The sequence below is a fragment of the Massilia sp. 9I genome (assembly GCF_902506415.1).
GTDB lineage: Bacteria > Pseudomonadota > Gammaproteobacteria > Burkholderiales > Burkholderiaceae_D > Telluria.
In genome coordinates this window covers 265,384-282,502 of record NZ_LR733275.1, presented here as the reverse complement: position 1 = coordinate 282,502, position 17,119 = coordinate 265,384, and the positions used below count along the sequence as shown (strand labels likewise).

Here is a 17,119-nt window from a genome sequence, read left to right as displayed (position 1 = left end):
CCCAGGCGGGAAAAGTGATTGGACCTGCGACGGGCGGATTCGTACAGTGGCGCAGTAGTACTTCGATCCTATGCGTTCATGCATAGGATGCTTGCCGCCATGCGCATTCCCATTGTGGTATTGCATAGGTATCGTGGCGTATTCACCTGGAACGAACATCATGGCTCTCAAACACATCCTGCTCGGCATCCTCGTCACCGCGATCTGGGGCGCGAACTTTTCCGTGATCCGGCTCGGCCTGGCCGATGTCGACCCCTTCGCCCTGGCCTGCGCGCGCTTCGCCATGAGCGCTTTCCCGCTGATCCTCCTGGTGCCGCGCCCCAGCACGCGGCTGCGCTACGTGGCCGGTTACGGCGCGCTGTTCGGCGGCGGACTGTGGGGACTGGTCAACCTGGGCATCCATGCGGGCGTGCCGGCCGGACTGGCTTCGCTGCTGCTGCAGCTGAGCGCCTTCTTCACCATCGTGCTGGCCAGCCTGGTGCTGGGCGAACGCATCGGCCGGCAGCAGTGGATCGGGATGGCGATGGCTGGGACCGGCCTGGCGATCATTCTGTTTTCCAGCGACGCCGCCGGCAGTGCGTTAGGCATGGTGCTGATCCTGCTCGCCGCCTTCGCCTGGGCCGTCTGCAACGTGATCGTGAAGCAGGCGCGTCCGGCGGACATGTTCGCCTTTCTGGTATGGGCCTGCGGCTTTGCGACCTTGGCGCTGGTGGTGCTGACCCTGTGTGCGAAAGGCCTGGCGCCGTTCACCAGCCTGGCGACCTCGCTGGGGCCGAAGTCCCTGTTCTCGATCGCCTTCCAGGCCTGGGTCACGACCCTGTTCGGCTACTGGGTCTGGAACTCGCTGATGAAGACCTACCCGGTGAGCCAGGTCGCGCCGCTGTCCCTGCTGGTGCCGGTGGCCGGCTTGCTGACCTCGCACCTGGTCTACGGCGAGACCATCGGCGGCGCCAAGCTGCTGGCCGCCCTGTGCATTCTTTCCGGGATCGCAATCATGTTCTTCGGCGCGCGGCTCGGCGCCTGGTTCCAGCGCGGGCGGTCGGCCACCCAGCGCTAGCGCAAGGGAGGCGCCGTCACTTGGGGCCGAAGGCGCGCAGCTTGCCGTCCCGGTCGATGTCGAAGCCCCAGGTCTGGGCACGCTTGCCGTGGCGTGCGCGGTAGGTACGGCCTATGCCGCCGTCCTTCGGGCTGTCGCTCAGGAGCACGAATTCCTCGACAGCCGGTAATGAACTGACGAAGGGCAGCAAAAAGGATTTGAATGCGAGGACGAAGTCCTTGCGCGCTTGCTCGCCGAAGTTGCTGTCGTCGACCTTGCCGGCCGCCGCATCGGCGAGTACCTGGCGCAGCGTCGCGCTCAACTCGGGTCGCTCATCCTCGATCCCTTTCGGCATCACCACCGGCGGGGGCGGGTAGAACAGCTCGGAAATGCCCTGCGCCAGGTAGGGATAGAGTTTCTGTCCGTTGGTCAGGACGATGAAGGTCGTGCGTTCCCTGGTGAAGCGCAGGATGTCCGACAGCGCGGGCCCGCCGGAATGCCCGACCGCGGCGCGGCCGTTGACTTCCCGGACCGCCCAGCCTACCGCGAAGCTGTTCATGTCGCCGTTGGCCAGCCGGGCCGGCGTCCACATGGCGTCGAGGCTGTCCTCGCGCAGCAGCTTGCCCCGGTCGATCGCAACCGCCAGGGCGGCAAGGTCGTCCACCGACGCGAGCAATCCTCCCGCATCGTAGCTGAGCGGCGCGAAATGAAAGCGGAATTCGCGCTGGCGTCCTTCGTTCCAGTCGTAGATGCTGGCGCGCTTCGGCACGACATCCACGCTGCGCATGTTCGGATCGCCGCTGCTGTAGTCGAAATCGGCGCGCAGTTTGAGCGGCGCGGTGACGTAGCGCTTGAGCGCCTGCGGATAGGGCATGCCCGCGGCGACTTCGATCACCTTCGCCAGGACCGTGTAGCCGGCGATGCCGTAGCGTGAGGACGCGCCCGGGGCATGGCTAAGGGGTAGGGCCGCCGCGGCGGCGACGTAGTCGTCGAGCGAAGCGTTCGGCCCCGCGTTGACATTGTCCGGAATGCCGGAGGAGTGGTCCGCCAGGTGGCGCAGCGTGATCGGCTGCCAGGCTTGCGGCGCATTGGGCAGGTACTTGCCGACGCTGTCGTCGAGCGACAGCCGGCCGGCTTCCTGCAGGCGCATCAGGAGCAGTCCCGTGAACGGCTTGGTCGACGAGGCCAACTGGAACGCGGTGTCCGGCGTCGCCTTCTGCCGCCATTCGAGGTTGGCGAAGCCATAGGCCTGGCGTTTGATGATCTTCCCGTCGCGGACGATCGCGACCGCGGCGCCGGCCACATGGTTGAGCGCCATGTGCTTGCGCATGTAATCGTCGACCTGGTCGGCGCGCGAAGGGATGCTTGCCATGCAGAGCAGGGCGAGGGAAGCGAGGGAGGAGAGGAATCGTTTCATGGCGTCCTGTGCGTGACCGGTGATCTTATGCGTAAACACGGTCTCCCGGATGACCGGCGGGGCCGATTCCCCCACGCGTGGGGCCATGCATATCCATTTTAAGTTGCCATGCTGACAGGCCAGGGCGATACTCGGCAGCGTATCCCTGAGGAGAGACCATGCACATCATTCGCCGTACCCTGCTGGCGCTGTTCGCCGCCGGCCTGAGCCTGTCCGCCCACGCCGCCGTCCAGAACATCGACGTCGGCACGCCGCTGGCGCGCTTTGCGCTGCTCAAGCCCGGCACCCACCACTACCTGCGCTTCATGCGCACGCCCGCCGGCGCCAGCCAGCCGATCGACATCTGGACCCGCGAGATCCGCTTCGAGGAACGCGAGGGTAAGCAGCTGATGCGCATTGTGCAGCGCTGGGACGGCGTATTGCCGACACCCTCGGTGCGCACCTACGACTCCTGGTTCGAAGCCGGGAGCTTCCGTCCACTGAGCCATGAGCGCATCAGCGAGCGCGATGGCAAGCGCGTGGTCGAGGGCTTTGTGTTCGCACCGGACAAGATCACCGGCATGCGCGAGCTCGCGGACAACACCCAAAAGGATCTGGCGGTGGCCTCGGCCGAGCCGACCTACAACTTCGAGACCGACATCGAATTCCTGCAAGCGCTGCCGCTGGCCGAGGGCCTGGATGCACGCATCAATTTCTACCACCCGGGCGGCTCGATGGCGCCGCAACGCTACAGCTTCCGCGTCACCGGTTCCGCGAACATCGCCGGGCCGGCAGGACCGGTGGACTGCTGGGTGGTCAAGACCGACTATAACCGGCCGGGCAGCGACTCGACCTTCTGGTTCGCCAAGGGCAGCCAGCTGATGCTGCGCCAGGAAAGCCCGCTGCCGGACGGGCGCGTGATGGTGAAGACCCTGATTGATTAGTGCGGCAGCGAACGGCTCAGGAGAAAAGTGGGCGGTATAGTCGGGCGCACGACGTTTTGAAAAAGGATACAGCCTTGCGAACGATTACCCTGCTTGTCACGATTGCGCTGCTGAGCGCATGTTCAAAGACACCAGCGCCTGGACCGTCCAGCGATAAACCCGCCGAGGCGAAGCCGCTGGCCGCCGCCCCCGCTCCGACCGAGGTCGCGCCCACCTCACCGACCGCCCTGAGTGCGGAAGGCGTGGGCAAGCTCCGCTTCGGGATGAAGCTGGCCGAAGCCGAGCAGGCCGCCGGCGCGAAGGCCGAGCTGCCGACGCCCTTCGATCCCGCTTGCAGCATGGTCCGCTTCCCGACCATGCCGAAGCTGCGCTTCATGGTCGAGAACGGCGTCCTTACCCGGGCCGATGCCGAAGCCGGTGTCGAGAATGCCGTGGGCGTGGCGGTCGGCGACACGCTGGAGCAGGTACGCGCGACGCACCCGCAAGCGGTCGTCGGCCCCCACAAGTACGATGAGAACGGCCATTACATCACCCTCCCCAGCGCCGATGGCCGTGCCGCCCTCATCCTCGAGGAATCCGGCGGCAAGGTCACGAAGATACGCGCGGGACGCCAGCCCGCCGTGGCCTACGTGGAAACCTGCGGCTAGGCTCAGTCCAGCGGCACGCTGCGGTAGCGGTTGACATCCGGTGTCCCGACCGGCGGCGCCGCATTGCCCCAGCTGGCGCGGATGTAGGTCAGCACCGCAGCCACCTGCGCGTCGTTCAGCTCGTGGCTGAAGGGCGGCATGCCGTAGGGCCGCGGATTGCCCGCGGTGCCGGGCGGGAAGCCGCCGTTGAGCACGATGCGGATCGCGTTCACGGCCGGCGTCAAGGTGACTGCGCGGTTGCCGGCCAGCGGCGGATAGGCCGGTGCCTTGCCCTTGCCCTCAAGCCCGTGGCAGTCCACGCAGTAAGAACCGTACAAGCGGCGTCCTTCGGCCAGCAACTGTTCGCTCGCGGGCTCGCCCTTGTCCTGCGCCGGCGTGACGTTCGAGGGCAGCGACTTCAGGTAGGTTGCCATCGCCCCCAGGTCCGCTTGCGTCAGGTGCTGCAGGCTGCGCGCCACCACTTCGGCCATCGGCCCGGTGGCGCTGCCGCGCGGCGAAATGCCGGTCTGCAGCAGCGCGACGATGTGCTCCTTGTCCCAGTCCTTCATTCCCGCTTCGCCGCTCGCGGTGAGCGAAGGGGCGTACCAGCCGATGGTCGGAATCAGGCCGCCCGACAGGGTCTCGCCCGATGCTCCCAGCCGATTGCGGGTGCTGTGGCATGCGCTGCAGTGTCCCAGGCCTTCGACCAGGTAGGCGCCGCGGTTCCACTCAAGGCCGCGCGCTGGCTGCGGCGTGAAGGTGGCGGGCTTGAAGTAGAGCAGGCGCCAGCCGGCCAGCATGGCCTGCTGGTCGTAGGGGAAGTCCAGTTCGTGCGCCTTGTTCGGCTGGTGCTGCGGCGCCAGGCTGCGGAAGTAGGCGTACAGCGCGTCGGAGTCCGGACGCGACACCTTGGTGTAGTTCGTGTACGGGAAGGCCGGGTAGAGCAGGCGGCCATCGCGCGCCTTCCCGTTATGCAGGGCGTTCCAGAAGTCGTCGGCGGACCAAAGGCCGATGCCGGTTTCCTTATCCGGCGTCAGGTTGGGACCGTAGAGGCGGCCGAAGGGCGTGTCGAGTGCGCGTCCACCGGCGTATTGCGGAGCGCCGCGCGCGGTGTGGCAGGCCACGCAGTCGCCGGCGCGCGCGAGGTAGGCGCCGCGCGCGATGTTCTCGGGCGTGGAGGCCCAGGCGGCGGGCGAGGTCGATGCGACGTAGTCTTCGCGCGGCCAGGCGATGGCCACCAGGGCGACAGCAACGGCGGCAAGGAGCAGGGCGATCTTCTTCATGGTGCTTCCTGTGCGCTGCCGCAGGCGAGGGGCAGGGGCCGCGCCACCGACGCGGCGGGGCGCGGATCGCTTGGTACCGGCTGGGCCGCGAGCCAGCTCGAGACGGCGTTGACGTCCTCGAGCGACAAGCGGGCCGTGATCTCGGCCATGCAGTCCGGCGCATGGGCGCGGCGCGCCTTGTTGCGCCAGGCGCCAAACTGCGCGTTGACGTAGTCGCGCGGCAGGCCGAGCAGGCCCGGGATGGCCGGTTCGACGCCGGTCAGGCGCTGGCCATGGCAGGCCACACAGGCCGGGACCTTGCGCACGCTGTCGCCGTTCATCACGAGCTGGCGGCCGCGCTCCAGCACCTGGGGCGCGACAGCCGGGCTTTCGGCGGCGTGCGCGCTGGGCGGCTGGGCCGCGAAATGGCCGGCGATCTCGCGCAGGTAGGGATCGGGCAGGTGCTCGACCAGGTAGGTCATCAAGGGGTACTGGCGCCGGCCTTCGCGGAAGTTCAGCAGCTGGTTGTACAGATAGCCGGCCGGCTTGCCGGCGATGCGCGGGAAGTAGCTGTCGTTGACCGGGTTGCCGCGCGCATCGACGCGCGCGTGGCAGGAAGTGCAGGCGACCAGGCGCTGGGCCAGGGTGTCAGGAACGCTTTGCGGCGCGGCGTGCGCCGCACCGGCGGAGAACAGCAGGACTGCGAACAGCGTACGGCACCGTAATGTAAAACCAGTCATGAGTGAACCCGGCAGTAGCAATGCGAGAATGATAACGCGGATCAAGCTTCGAGGGTTTGCCCCCTTGCTATAATCCCATCCTTTGGACCGCTGGGGCGCAGGATGGGCGTAAGTTATACGGAAGGTGTATTCAGGGACCGCAATCCCATCAAGCGCTGGCTGCAGCAGCAGCGCCTGCACAGCGCCATCGGCTTCGCCCAGAAGGCGCGCGAAGACGTGCGCTGCGTGCTCGATTTCGGCGCCGGCAGCGGTGAACTGTGCAAGTACCTCGTCCACGAATACCCCAACGCGACCATCATCTGCTACGAGCCCTGCTCGGACCTGCTCGAAGAGGCGAAGATCGAGCTCAAGGACCTGCCGCGGGTCGCGTTCCACGCCTCGTTCGACACCATCCCGCAAGCCCAGGTGGACGTGCTGTTCTGCCTGGAGGTGTTCGAGCACATCCCGCTGTCGATGCGTGCGAAGTCGCTCGGCGAAGTGGCGGCGCTGCTGAAGGAAGACGGCGAAGCCGTGTTCGGGGTCCCGGTCGAAGTCGGCCTGCCGGCCCTGTACAAGGGCATGTTCCGCATGAGCCGGCGCTATGGGGCCTACGACGCCAGGCCGAAGCACGTCCTGATGGCGACGCTCGGCATGCCGCCTAAGGACCGCCCGATCGGCTACCTGCCGCCCGACGTCGAGGTCCACAACGAGCACATGGGCTTCGACCACCGCGTATTCCGCCAGGCGCTGGGCGAAGCGTTCGCCTTGAAGAAGGCGAGCGCCAGCCCGTTCCCGCTGCTGGGAACGGCGCTGTGCCCGGAAGCCTATTTCGTGGTCAGGAAGCGCGCCGCGGCGGGGCGCTAGCCTCGTCGAGCGGCGGGTTGGCGCGCCAATAGCGGTACAGGCGCAGCGCCACGTGGGCGTCGTCGGCCGCGTACAGCACCTGCTTTTCGCTCAGCTGGGGCAGCGCCCAGTTGGTGGTGGTGATGCGGCGCGACTTCTGCAGGCGCTGGCCGAAGAAGCGCGCCACTGCGGTCTTGGCGCCTAGCGTGTTGCGCTCGCCGCGGCGGCGCATGGCGGTGGCCAGATCGAGTACGTTGCGTGCTTCGACGCCGAGCTTGGCGCGCAGGCGCTTCAGATCGTCGCCCAGCCCGAAACCAACCTTGAGGATCTGCTCCGATTCAAGCACCGGCTTGAGCACGCCCAGCGCGGTCTGGGCGCTGGCCGCGCTGCCGATCTGGAACAGGTAAGCCAGTTCGTCGGTGGCGAGCTGCACCAGGTGCGGCCCGGTCGAGACTTCGCCCTTGGCGAAGGTAGGCTTGGATTCGGTGTCGAAGCCGATCACGTCGGCCTGCGACAGGGCTGCCAGGGCGGCGGCCGCCTCGCTTGGGGTGCGCACGATGCGCACGTCCGTCAGGCGGATGCCGTCGTAGGGCGGCAGCAGTTCTTCGGGGTCGACGACGCCGGTTGCAGTCATCGACTCAGTTGCGCGAGAACTTGGCGGCGAGGGCGTTCAGCTTTTCCTGGCGCTGGCGGTTCGCCTCTTCGGCCGCGGCGGCATCGCGCTCGGCCTTCTTGCGCTCGGCTTCCTTCTTGAAGCGCTGCTGCAGCTGTTCTTTCGCGTGCAGGCGATGGGTGTCGGTCACTTCGGCGCCGGCGGTGCCGTCCAGGTCGTAGCGGACCTTGGCTTTTTCCATGGCGCGCAGGTAGCGCATCGAGCCGGTATGGATGCCGAGGGCGGCGCGCATGGTCTTGCGGTCCAGGCCGGGCATACGGGCCAGCAGCTGCTTGTCGATGCCGATCGCCAGCGGCAGGCAGTCGCGGAAGGCGGGGAACTCTTGCTGGAGCTGCTTGAGCAGGGCGCGTGCGGACGGCGCCGGCGACGCTGGTGCGGCAGCTGCAGCGGGGGCCTCGGCTGCCTGGGCGTTGGTGCTCGTGGACGGCGAATCCGGCGTTTCAGGAGCGTTGTTGTCGACGGTCTCGGCAGCGGTAGTGGTATTCATTGACTTCATTGTAAGAACGGGAAAACGAAGGATAGCACGGCGCCCGGACGCCAGTGCGGGCCGTATTGTACTTGTTTCATTATTCTTGAGAATCCGGCAAACGAATTAACCCAAGAAATTAAATCAGAGATGGCGGGGCGCCGCAGGCGTGCGGGCATGAAATCGTGTATGATCCGCCCCTTGCCTTGCGCACGGCTTGCGCCGTCGCAGACCAGCCGGGAGATGGGCGCAGAGGCCGAGGTCATATTCAGGGTGGTAATATCCCTTATCGGATATTTCAATTATCACCAATTCTTGCAATGCGGCATAATATCGCCTTCCTTCTGTTCTTCCCTTGAACATGAGATGCAAGCCCGTTTCACCCGACGGGCTTTTTTTCGTTCCGACATGCACACCGTGATTTTGAACATTGTCCATTCCTCCTTAGCTTGCCGCCACCCCTCGGGGATTGTGGGCGGCCCCGGGGAATGCGTGCTTGAAGTCCGCGTGTCCGCCCCCAGGTAGGGCCACTTCCGCTTCCCGCAAACCAGACCCGCCCGCGGGTCCGTTAGAACATTGAATCGCTGGCGCGCCATGCGCCGCGACTGGAGAGAGCTTCACTATGAAAAACACCGCCAAGACACTGACACTGACCGCCAAAAAAGCGCCCGCCAAGGCTACGGCACAGCTGGCAGTGCCGAAAACCGCGACCTCCTACTTCCTCGAAACGGAAGCGGCGGCCAAGGTGACGGTGGTGAAGACCCGTTCGCGCCTGGCATCGGCCAAGGCCGCTCACGAAGCCGGCGCCGCCAACGAAGACGCGATCGACACCCCGGACGTGGCCGAGGTGGTGGAAGCGGCAGCGCCGGCGCCGGTTGAAGCAGCGCTTGAAGCGGCCCCTGCCGCCGAACCGGCCGCCTTCGAGGACTACACCGCCGCCGTGCCGAACGCCGCCGCGACCGTGGTCGTGAAGAAGCGCGGTTCGAAGCTGGCCGCCCTGAAAGCCGTCGCCGAGGCGCCGGAGCTCGAAGCCGCACCGGTCGCCGCCGTCGCCGAAGCGGCGCCCGCCGTCGAAGAAGCCGCGGCCGCCGCGCCGAAGGCCGTGCGCGCCCGCACCCGCCGCACCGACGCCAACGCCCTGCCGGCACCAAGCGCGCCGACCGCCGTGGGCGCCGTCAACGCCACCACCGATGCCGCCGCGCTGGCCGCGATCGACACCTCGGGCTACCTGCTGCCGCAGGTGAAGGTCCCGGGCCGCCGCGGCCGCAAGCCGAGCGAGTTCGTACCGGAGAACGACGAAGTCGCGGCGCTGAACACCATCGAGCGCGCCGAAATGAAGGCGGCCTCGAAGCTGCGCGAGCGCAAGGCCAAGGGCCTGGCGGGCATGATGGGCGGCGAAGCCGGCGCCGGCTTCTCGGAAGCGGAACTGGAAAAGCGTCGCCAGCAGATCAAGAACCTGATCAACATGGGCAAGGAGCGCGGCTACCTGACTCACGCCCAGATCAACGACCAGCTGCCCGAAAATATCGTCGATCCGGAAGCGATCGAAGGCATCATCGCGACCTTCAACGACATGGGCATCGCCATCTACGAGCGCGCCCCGGAAGCCGAGATGATGCTGCTGTCGGATAACGTGCCGACCGCCACCAGCGACGACGAAGTGGAAGCGGCCGCCGCGACCGCGCTGTCGACCGTCGACTCTGACTTCGGCCGCACCACCGACCCGGTCCGCATGTACATGCGCGAAATGGGCGCGGTGTCGCTGCTGACGCGCGAAGGCGAGATCGAAATCGCCAAGCGCATCGAGGACGGCCTGAAGGACATGGTGCAGGCGATTTCGGCCTGTCCGACCACGATCTCGGAAATCATCGCGCTGTCGCACAAGATCGCGTCCGACGAGATGAAGATCGACGACGTGGTGGATGGCTTCGTCGACCTCAACGAAGCGGCCGTGCCGGTGGCGGCCCCGGCCCGTGCCGGCGACGACGAGGAAGAGGAAGAGATCGAGGAAGAAGAGGAAGAGGGCGCCGCCGGCGGCGGTGCGGCCGGCTATTCGACCGAGCAGCTGGCGCAGCTGCGCAAGAGCGCGCTCGAGAAGTTCGCCCTGATCGAAAAGCAGTTCGACCGCATGGGCCATGCCTTCAAGACCAGCGGCTACGGTTCCGACTCCTACGAAGAAGCGCAGGCGATCATCTCGAACGAGCTGCTCGGCATCCGCTTCACCGCCAAGATCGTGGAAAAGCTGTGCGACACTCTGCGCGGCCAGATGGACGAAGTGCGTTCGATCGAGCGCGCCGTGCTGGACATCTGCGTGAACCGCTGCGGCATGCCGCGCGCCCACTTCATCAAGGTCTTCCCGGGCAACGAGACCGACCTGCAATGGGGTGATCGCGAAGTCGACTGCGCCTATCCGTACAGCGCCGTCCTGAGCCGGAATCTGCCGGCGATCAAGGAACTACAGCAGCGCATGATCGACCTGCAGGCGCGCGTGGCGCTGCCGCTGGCCGACCTGCGCCGCATCAACAAGCAGATGGCGGCGGGCGAGAAGCGTGCGCGCCAGGCCAAGCGCGAAATGACCGTGGCCAACCTGCGCCTGGTGATCTCGATCGCCAAGAAATACATCAACCGCGGCTTGCAGTTCCTCGACCTGATCCAGGAAGGCAACATCGGCCTGCTGAAGGCGGTGGACAAGTTCGAATACCGCCGCGGCTACAAGTTCTCGACTTACGCGACCTGGTGGATCCGCCAGGCCATCACGCGCTCGATCGCGGACATGGCCCGTACCATTCGCGTGCCGGTGCACATGATCGAAACGATCAACAAGATGAACCGCATCTCGCGTCAGATCATGCAGGAAACCGGCAGCGAGCCGGACCTGCCGACCCTGGCGGCCAAGATGGAAATGCCGGAGAACAAGGTTCGCGAGATCATGAAGATCGCGAAAGAGCCGATTTCGATGGAAACCCCGATGGGCGAGGACGGCGATTCGCAGCTGGGCGACTTCATCGAGGACAACACCACGCTGGCGCCGCTGGACGCCGCGCTGCACGCCTCGATGCGCAACGTGATCAAGGAAGTGCTGGACTCGCTGACTCCGCGCGAAGCCAAGGTGCTGCGCATGCGCTACGGCGTCGAGATGTCGAACGACCACACGCTGGAAGAAGTGGGCAAGCAGTTCGACGTGACCCGCGAGCGTATTCGCCAGATCGAAGCCAAGGCGATGAGCAAGCTGCGCCAGCCTTCGCGTTCGGACAAACTGAAGACTTTCCTGCACAACCAGTAATTTTTACCAGTTGGTCAAAAATGCCGCCGGGTTTTGCCCGTGCGGCATTTTTTTTGCCCGTTGCGGCTCCCTTGCAACGCTTTGTTAATACCTTGTACAGACGATGTCTCACATATATTGACGCACGCTCAGCAAACAGAAGAATATGCTTCACGGCAATTTTTCGCAGTTTATTGGAGTCTCATGAAGCCTGTTGTCACCCTTGCAGCATTCGCTCTCTGCGCCACCCCTGCAGTCCACGCCCAGGACACGATCGCCACCGATCGTCCTGATTTCGTCGAATCGAGCAATGTCGTCGGCAAGGCCCGGCTTCAGGTGGAAACCAGTCTGCTGCTCGAGCGCGACCACAGCGGTCCGCTGCGTGCCCGTACGGTCGCCACGCCGACCCTGCTGCGCTACGGCGTCGGCGAAACGATCGAACTGCGCGTCGAGACCGACGGCCGCATCGACCAACGCCTGACCGAAGGCGGCCTGCGCGCCAAGGACAGCGGCTACGCCGACACCTCGCTCGGCCTGAAGTGGCACGTGATGGACGATAGCGGCAGCCTGCCGTCGGTGGGCGTGCTGCTCCATGCGGACCTCGACAGCGGCTCGCGCGCCTTCCGCGGCCAGGGCGTGCGTCCCTCGCTGCGCGTGGTCGGAGAATGGGAGCTGCCGGCAGATTATTCGCTCGGCGTGATGCCGGGGGTAGGCGTCGAACGCGACGACAGCGGCCGCTACCGCTACGGCATCCTCGGCGTCGTGCTCGGCAAGTCCTTCAACGAGCGCCTGCGCGGCTTCGTGGAGGTGGCGCTGCCGCAGATCGCCAAAGGCGCCCACGGCGGCACCCAGGCGACCTTCGACATCGGCGGCGCTTACCTGCTGTCCGATACCGTGCAAGTGGACGCGATGTTCTCGCGTGGCCTGAACAGCCGTACTCCCGACACCGCCTTCACCCTTGGCTTCTCCTTCAAACTCTGATCCGGGTCCACCATGAAACTGAGCATCAAGCACCAGCTGCGCCTGTCCTATATCGTGACCCTGCTGTTTTGCGGCGTGGTCGGCCTGATCGGCTACCTCTCCGTGCAATCGCTCGACCGCTCGATGGACGCGATCAGCGTCAACGGCTCGGCACTGCGTCACCAGATGGAGGCCGACATGATGCACGACGCCCTGCGTGCCGACGTGTTGTCGGCGCTGATGGCGGCCAGTCCAGAAGAACACGCCGCCGCCAAGAAAGACGCCGACGAACACGCGGCCAGCTTCAAGGACGCCATCGCGCAACTGGACCGCGCGGTCACGGATGCCGCCATCAAGGCGGGGATGGCCAAAGTGCGCCCGGATGTCGAGGCCTACCTGGCCAGCGCCGCGCGCATGGTCGCGCTCGCGAGTAGCGACCAGGCCGCCGCGCGCCAGGCCTTCGGCGGCTTCATGGACGCCTTCCGCAAGCTGGAGGGCGGCATGGAAAGCGTGAGTGAACTGATCGAAAAGGATTCCGATGCGTCGCGCGCCGAAGGCGACGCCGTGGTGGACGCGGCGCGCCTGGAGATCATGCTGGTGGCGCTGGCGGCGATGCTGGCTACGGTCGCGATGGGCTACCTCATCATCCGCGCCATCGTCCGTCCGCTGGACGAGGCGATCGCGTTTGCCGACCGCATCGCCGACGGCGAACTGGGCGGCGCCGCGCAAGGCCTGCTCGACAGCGACCGCACCGAGACCGCGCGCCTGCGCCGCGCGCTGGAAGCGATGCGCGCCAACCTGCACCGCATCGTCAGCGAGGTGCGCGACGGCACCGATTCGATCGGCACCGCCTCGCAGGAAATCGCGGCCGGCAACCTCGACCTATCGCGCCGCACCGAGACCCAGGCCAGCTCGCTGGAAGAAACGGCGTCCTCGATGGAAGAACTGACCACCACCGTGCGCCAGAACGCCGACAACGCGCGCCAGGCCAGCCAATTGGCGGCATCGGCCAGCGAAGTGGCGGTGCGCGGCGGCGCGGTGGTGTCGCAGGTGGTGCACACCATGGGCGCGATCGACGCGGCCTCGCAGAAGATCGGCGACATCATCGGCGTCATCGAAGGCATCGCGTTCCAGACCAATATCCTGGCGCTGAACGCGGCGGTCGAAGCGGCGCGCGCCGGCGAGCAGGGCCGCGGCTTCGCGGTCGTCGCCAGCGAGGTGCGCGCCCTGGCGCAGCGCTCGAACGCGGCGGCCAAGGAGATCAAGGTGCTGATCGACAGCACCGCCGACACCGTGGGCGAGGGCAGCCGCCTGGTCGGCCAGGCCGGCGGCACCATGGACGAAGTGGTCGCGAGCGTGCAGCGCGTCAGCGACATCATGGCCGAGATCAGCGCCGCCAGCCGCGAACAGGATGCCGGCATCGCCCAGGTGAACCAGGCCGTCACCGAGATCGACGCGGCCACGCAGCAGAACGCCGCGCTGGTGGAGCAGGCCGCAGCGGCGGCGGAGTCGCTGGAAGCGCAGGCGGCCAAGCTGACCAGCCTGGTGGGCGTGTTCAAGCTGGGCGAGCAGGGCGCAGGGCAGCGCGCAGCTGTGCCAAGCTCTCCGCGGCTGGCGCTGGCCTAGCCAAGCGTGCGGCCTCGCGCTCGTGTTTGCGTTATCTTTTAGATAATAATTCAAACACGAGTACGCCATGAAGCACACCCTCATTTTCTCTGCCCTTACCCTTGCCTGCGCCGCGGGCGCCCACGCCCAGGATCAGGACCGGGACAACATCGAAGCGGACCGCCCCGATTTCGTCGAATCCAGCAAGGTGGTCGGCAAGGGGCGGGTGCAGCTCGAAACCAGCCTTCTCTGGGAGCGCGAGCGCGCAGAAGAAGGGCGCGAGCGCACGCTGTCGACGCCGACCCTGCTGCGCATCGGCGTCGCCGAGACGCTCGAGCTGCGGGTCGAAACCGAGGGCCGCATGATCCGCCACACGACGGAGGACGGCCGGCGCATGACCGAAGCCGGCTACGGCGACACCTCGGTAGGGGTGAGCTGGCATGCGCTGGACGCCGAAGGCAGCCGTCCATCGGTCGGCGTGCACCTGGCGGCGGAACTCGACAGCGGCTCGCGCGCCTTCCGCGGCGAGGGCGTGCGGCCGTCGCTGCGCGTGGCCGGCGAGTGGGAACTGCCGAACGAGGTGACGCTCGGCGTCATGCCAGGCATCGGCATCGACCGCGACGAGGGTGGACGCTACCGCTACGGCATTTTCGGCATCGTGGCGGAAAAGGAGTTCGGCGAGCGCCTGCGCGGCCTGGTCGAGGTGGCGCTGCCGCGCATCGCGCGTGGCAAACACGGTGGCACCGAAGCCAGCTTCGACATCGGCGCCGCCTACCTTCTCTCGAAAGACGTACAGGTTGACGCCATGTTGTCGCGCGGTTTGAACAGCCGCAGCCCTGATGTCGCCTTCACCATCGGCCTGTCGATCCGGCGCTGAGCCGTCCGCCTCTATGGCGGGCTGTTCAGTTATGCATCCGGGTTATGCCGCCCAACCCGAAATTCATTGGTTGTCAAAATTGCTCGCGCGTACGCTGTTTTGCGGATGGCAACACACTGGCGCGTGGAGAGGCGCCGGGGACCGCCACCAGCGCTCCTCTGGTGCGTTGACCTCAACCTGCAAAAAAAGACAACATGAAAAAACTTTTGCTTGCAGCGGCAGCCGCAATGCTCGTCGCTTCCTATTCCTGCGCCAACGCCCAAACCGAGGTGCAGCAAACTGCGCCGAAACGTGAGCTGCGCGGCGTGTGGATCAGTACCCACATCAGCCTCGACTGGCCGAACCGCACCCAGACCCCGGCGCAGCAGCAGGCGGCGCTCAAGGCGATCCTGGACCACAACAAGGCGACCGGCATGAACGCCGCCTTCCTGCAGGTGCGCAGCCAGGCCGACGCCCTGTACCCGAGCCAGCTCGAACCCTGGTCCTACTACCTGACCAACCAGCAGGGCAGCGCGCCTAACCCGGCCTGGGATCCGCTGCAGTTCGCGATCGACGAAACGCGCAAGCGCGGCATGGAATTCCACGCCTGGATCAACCCCTACCGCGCGGTGGCCACCGCCTCGAACCAGAACAACACCGCGATGTACGCGCCGAACCACGTGTCGCGCGCGCATCCTGAGTGGATGCTAACGGTGGGCACCGTGAAGATCCTGAATCCGGGCCTGCCGGCGGTGCGCGACCACGTCGTGGGCGTCATCATGGACATCGTCAACCGCTACGACATCGACGGCCTGCACTTCGACGACTACTTCTACCCTAGCGGCACCACGGGCGACGACGATGCCTACAACGCCGATCCGCGCGGCTTCCCGAACACCACCGCGGGCCGCGCCGACTGGCGCCGCGACAACATCAACATCCTGATCCAGCGTGTTAACGACAGCATCCGCGCCGTGAAGCCGTGGGTGAAATTCGGCGTCTCGCCCTCCGGCATCTACCGCAGCAGCACCGACCCGGCGGTCGGCTCGCCCACGTCCGCCGGCGCCTCGCAGCACTACAGCACCATGTTCGCCGACACCCGCAAGTGGATCCAGCAGGGCTGGGTCGACTACCTGGCGCCGCAGGTCTACTGGTACATGGGCCAGGCCGGCTCGGACTATTCGCTGCTGGTCCCCTGGTGGAACGACAACGCCTACGAGCGCCACATGTACATCGGCCTGGCCGACTACAAGATGCGCGACACGGCGGGATGGAGCAACCCGAACGAGATCAACAACCAGATCGCGCTCAACCGCTCGAAGGCGCACATCTCGGGCCAGATCCACTTCCGCCACCAGTTCCTGCAGAACGACCCGCTGGGCTACCGCACCTCCTTGAAGAACAGCACCTACGCGCGTCCGGCCCTGCTGCCCGTGATGGCGTGGAAGGGCACGCAGGCGCCTGGTGCACCGGCACAGCTGGCTGCCAGCGCGGGCGACAACAATGCCGTCAACCTCGCCTGGGCGAGCGCGGCGGACAGCGCGGACGAATTCGAGAAGACCCGCAAGTACGCCATCTACCGCTCGAAGCAGCGCGAGATGGACCTGGAGAACCCGGCCAACCTGCTGGGCGTGACCGATACGGCCGCTACCACCAGCTTCGCCGACACCAAGGCGGGCGGCCAGTATTACTACTACACCGTGACGGCGCTGAACCGCCTGAGCGTGGAGAGCGCGCGCGCCAATACCGTCAGCAACGATTTCGAGCTGCCGGCCGTGCGCACCCGCGAGGTCTCGGTAACGCTGGCCAACGGCACGGCCTCGATCACTCCGGCGGATCTGGACGGCGGCACCAGCGACAACTGGGGCGTGGAGTCGCTCAGCGCTTCGCGCACCAGCTTCTCGTGCTCGGACATCGGTGCGCAGAAGGTCGTTCTGAGCGCCCTCGACAAGGGCGGCAACAGCGCTAGCGCGGAAGGCATCGTGAATGTGCTGGGCCACGTGCCGCAGCCGTCGATCGCCGTCACGCCAGGTGCGGGCGAAGCGTCCGGCCTGCCGGCGAATACCATCGCGCTGGGTTACGGTCCGCAGAGCGTGCAGCTGAGTGCAAGCGATGCGGCGGGCAGCTCCACCTTTACCTGGAGCCCGGCGGGTGGCTTGTCCACGGCGAGCGGTCCGGTGACCATGTTTGCGCCGACTGGCGTAGGTTCATTCAGCTTCACGGCGCAGGCCGCGAGCCCGGAAAGCTGCTTCGCGCAGGCCAGCACGACGGTCAAGGTGATCGACGCACGCTGCGGCAACGACAAGGTGCTGGTGTGCCACAAGACGGGCAGCAACAGCAATCCGTCGAACCAGGTCTGCGTGTCGCCAAACGCGGTGCCGGCGCACCTGAAGAAGGGGAGTGTGCTGGGAGCCTGCCAGGGATGACATGTAGGGTGGGCGGCTCCCCCGCCCACCATCATCCGAACACCG

14 protein-coding genes are annotated in these 17,119 nt (G+C 66.3%); 9 read left to right on the top strand and 5 right to left on the bottom strand.

Annotation, left to right across the window (positions count from 1 at the left end; translation table 11 throughout):
- Positions 1–160: 160 nt before the first annotated feature.
- Positions 161–1,057: an EamA family transporter gene (locus GV068_RS01250; protein WP_159695626.1), complete on the top strand. Its 897-nt coding sequence runs from the start codon at positions 161–163 to the stop codon at positions 1,055–1,057.
- A gap of 16 nt (positions 1,058–1,073) precedes the next feature.
- Here the strand turns inward: GV068_RS01250 and GV068_RS01245 are convergent, their stop codons facing one another.
- Positions 1,074–2,453: a serine hydrolase gene (locus GV068_RS01245; RefSeq protein ID WP_159695625.1), complete on the bottom strand. Its 1,380-nt coding sequence runs from the start codon at positions 2,451–2,453 to the stop codon at positions 1,074–1,076.
- A 158-nt stretch (positions 2,454–2,611) separates the two neighbouring features.
- Here GV068_RS01245 and GV068_RS01240 point away from each other — a divergent pair, with 158 nt between their 5' ends.
- Both GV068_RS01240 and GV068_RS01235 read left to right on the top strand, forming a co-directional pair.
- Positions 2,612–3,376 carry a hypothetical protein gene (locus GV068_RS01240; RefSeq protein ID WP_159695624.1) on the top strand — a complete coding sequence of 255 codons (765 nt, stop codon included), beginning with the start codon at positions 2,612–2,614 and terminating at the stop codon, positions 3,374–3,376.
- Between the two features lie 242 nt (positions 3,377–3,618).
- On the top strand, positions 3,619–4,023 hold the full coding sequence (locus tag GV068_RS01235) for a hypothetical protein (protein WP_159695623.1): 405 nt from the start codon (positions 3,619–3,621) through the stop codon (positions 4,021–4,023).
- Positions 4,024–4,025: 2 nt separating this feature from the next.
- On the opposite strand, the gene GV068_RS01230 is transcribed toward GV068_RS01235, so the two are convergent.
- Positions 4,026–5,285, bottom strand: coding sequence for a cytochrome c (locus GV068_RS01230; protein ID WP_159695622.1), 1,260 nt, complete (start codon positions 5,283–5,285; stop codon positions 4,026–4,028).
- Positions 5,282–6,004 (bottom strand): c-type cytochrome, encoded by a 723-nt coding sequence (locus GV068_RS01225; protein ID WP_159695621.1) that lies wholly within the window; start codon positions 6,002–6,004, stop codon positions 5,282–5,284. The genes GV068_RS01230 and GV068_RS01225 overlap by 4 nt, the downstream gene beginning before the upstream one ends.
- 102 nt (positions 6,005–6,106) lie before the next feature.
- On the opposite strand from GV068_RS01225, the gene GV068_RS01220 reads away from it, so the two are divergent.
- Positions 6,107–6,847 carry a class I SAM-dependent methyltransferase gene (locus tag GV068_RS01220; RefSeq protein ID WP_159695620.1) on the top strand — a complete coding sequence of 247 codons (741 nt, stop codon included), beginning with the start codon at positions 6,107–6,109 and terminating at the stop codon, positions 6,845–6,847.
- Here the strand turns inward: GV068_RS01220 and GV068_RS01215 are convergent.
- Positions 6,819–7,460 carry a 3'-5' exonuclease gene (locus GV068_RS01215; protein WP_159695619.1) on the bottom strand — a complete coding sequence of 214 codons (642 nt, stop codon included), beginning with the start codon at positions 7,458–7,460 and terminating at the stop codon, positions 6,819–6,821. The two genes, GV068_RS01220 and GV068_RS01215, sit on opposite strands and share 29 nt — an antisense overlap.
- A 4-nt stretch (positions 7,461–7,464) precedes the next feature.
- Complete coding sequence (locus GV068_RS01210; RefSeq protein ID WP_159695618.1) at positions 7,465–7,986, bottom strand: ProQ/FINO family protein; 522 nt, start codon at positions 7,984–7,986, stop codon at positions 7,465–7,467.
- 601 nt (positions 7,987–8,587) lie between these two features.
- Between GV068_RS01210 and rpoD the strand changes: the two genes are divergently transcribed.
- From rpoD to GV068_RS01185, 5 genes are all read left to right on the top strand, one after another.
- Positions 8,588–11,248, top strand: coding sequence for an RNA polymerase sigma factor RpoD (rpoD, locus tag GV068_RS01205; protein WP_159695617.1), 2,661 nt, complete (start codon positions 8,588–8,590; stop codon positions 11,246–11,248).
- A 183-nt stretch (positions 11,249–11,431) separates the two neighbouring features.
- Positions 11,432–12,208, top strand: a complete 777-nt coding sequence (locus GV068_RS01200; protein WP_159695616.1) for a transporter — start codon at positions 11,432–11,434, stop codon at positions 12,206–12,208.
- 12 nt (positions 12,209–12,220) lie between these two features.
- Positions 12,221–13,813, top strand: coding sequence for a methyl-accepting chemotaxis protein (locus tag GV068_RS25375; protein ID WP_159695615.1), 1,593 nt, complete (start codon positions 12,221–12,223; stop codon positions 13,811–13,813).
- Positions 13,814–13,880: 67 nt separating this feature from the next.
- Positions 13,881–14,669, top strand: coding sequence for a transporter (locus GV068_RS01190; RefSeq protein WP_159695614.1), 789 nt, complete (start codon positions 13,881–13,883; stop codon positions 14,667–14,669).
- 194 nt (positions 14,670–14,863) lie between these two features.
- Entirely contained in the window at positions 14,864–17,074 is a 2,211-nt protein-coding gene (locus GV068_RS01185; protein WP_159695613.1) for a glycoside hydrolase family 10 protein, read from the top strand.
- Positions 17,075–17,119 lie beyond the last annotated feature (45 nt).

What these genes read in the sequence shown, in the direction of transcription:
- GV068_RS01250 (WP_159695626.1), top strand. Translation starts at nt 161, where the DNA reads ATGGCTCTCAAACACATCCTGCTCGGCATCCTCGTCACCGCGATCTGG.
- GV068_RS01245 (WP_159695625.1), bottom strand. Translation starts at nt 2,453, where the DNA reads ATGAAACGATTCCTCTCCTCCCTCGCTTCCCTCGCCCTGCTCTGCATG.
- GV068_RS01240 (WP_159695624.1), top strand. Translation starts at nt 2,612, where the DNA reads ATGCACATCATTCGCCGTACCCTGCTGGCGCTGTTCGCCGCCGGCCTG.
- GV068_RS01230 (WP_159695622.1), bottom strand. Translation starts at nt 5,285, where the DNA reads ATGAAGAAGATCGCCCTGCTCCTTGCCGCCGTTGCTGTCGCCCTGGTG.
- GV068_RS01225 (WP_159695621.1), bottom strand. Translation starts at nt 6,004, where the DNA reads ATGACTGGTTTTACATTACGGTGCCGTACGCTGTTCGCAGTCCTGCTG.
- GV068_RS01220 (WP_159695620.1), top strand. Translation starts at nt 6,107, where the DNA reads ATGGGCGTAAGTTATACGGAAGGTGTATTCAGGGACCGCAATCCCATC.
- GV068_RS01215 (WP_159695619.1), bottom strand. Translation starts at nt 7,460, where the DNA reads ATGACTGCAACCGGCGTCGTCGACCCCGAAGAACTGCTGCCGCCCTAC.
- GV068_RS01210 (WP_159695618.1), bottom strand. Translation starts at nt 7,986, where the DNA reads ATGAATACCACTACCGCTGCCGAGACCGTCGACAACAACGCTCCTGAA.
- rpoD (WP_159695617.1), top strand. Translation starts at nt 8,588, where the DNA reads ATGAAAAACACCGCCAAGACACTGACACTGACCGCCAAAAAAGCGCCC.
- GV068_RS01200 (WP_159695616.1), top strand. Translation starts at nt 11,432, where the DNA reads ATGAAGCCTGTTGTCACCCTTGCAGCATTCGCTCTCTGCGCCACCCCT.
- GV068_RS25375 (WP_159695615.1), top strand. Translation starts at nt 12,221, where the DNA reads ATGAAACTGAGCATCAAGCACCAGCTGCGCCTGTCCTATATCGTGACC.
- GV068_RS01190 (WP_159695614.1), top strand. Translation starts at nt 13,881, where the DNA reads ATGAAGCACACCCTCATTTTCTCTGCCCTTACCCTTGCCTGCGCCGCG.
- GV068_RS01185 (WP_159695613.1), top strand. Translation starts at nt 14,864, where the DNA reads ATGAAAAAACTTTTGCTTGCAGCGGCAGCCGCAATGCTCGTCGCTTCC.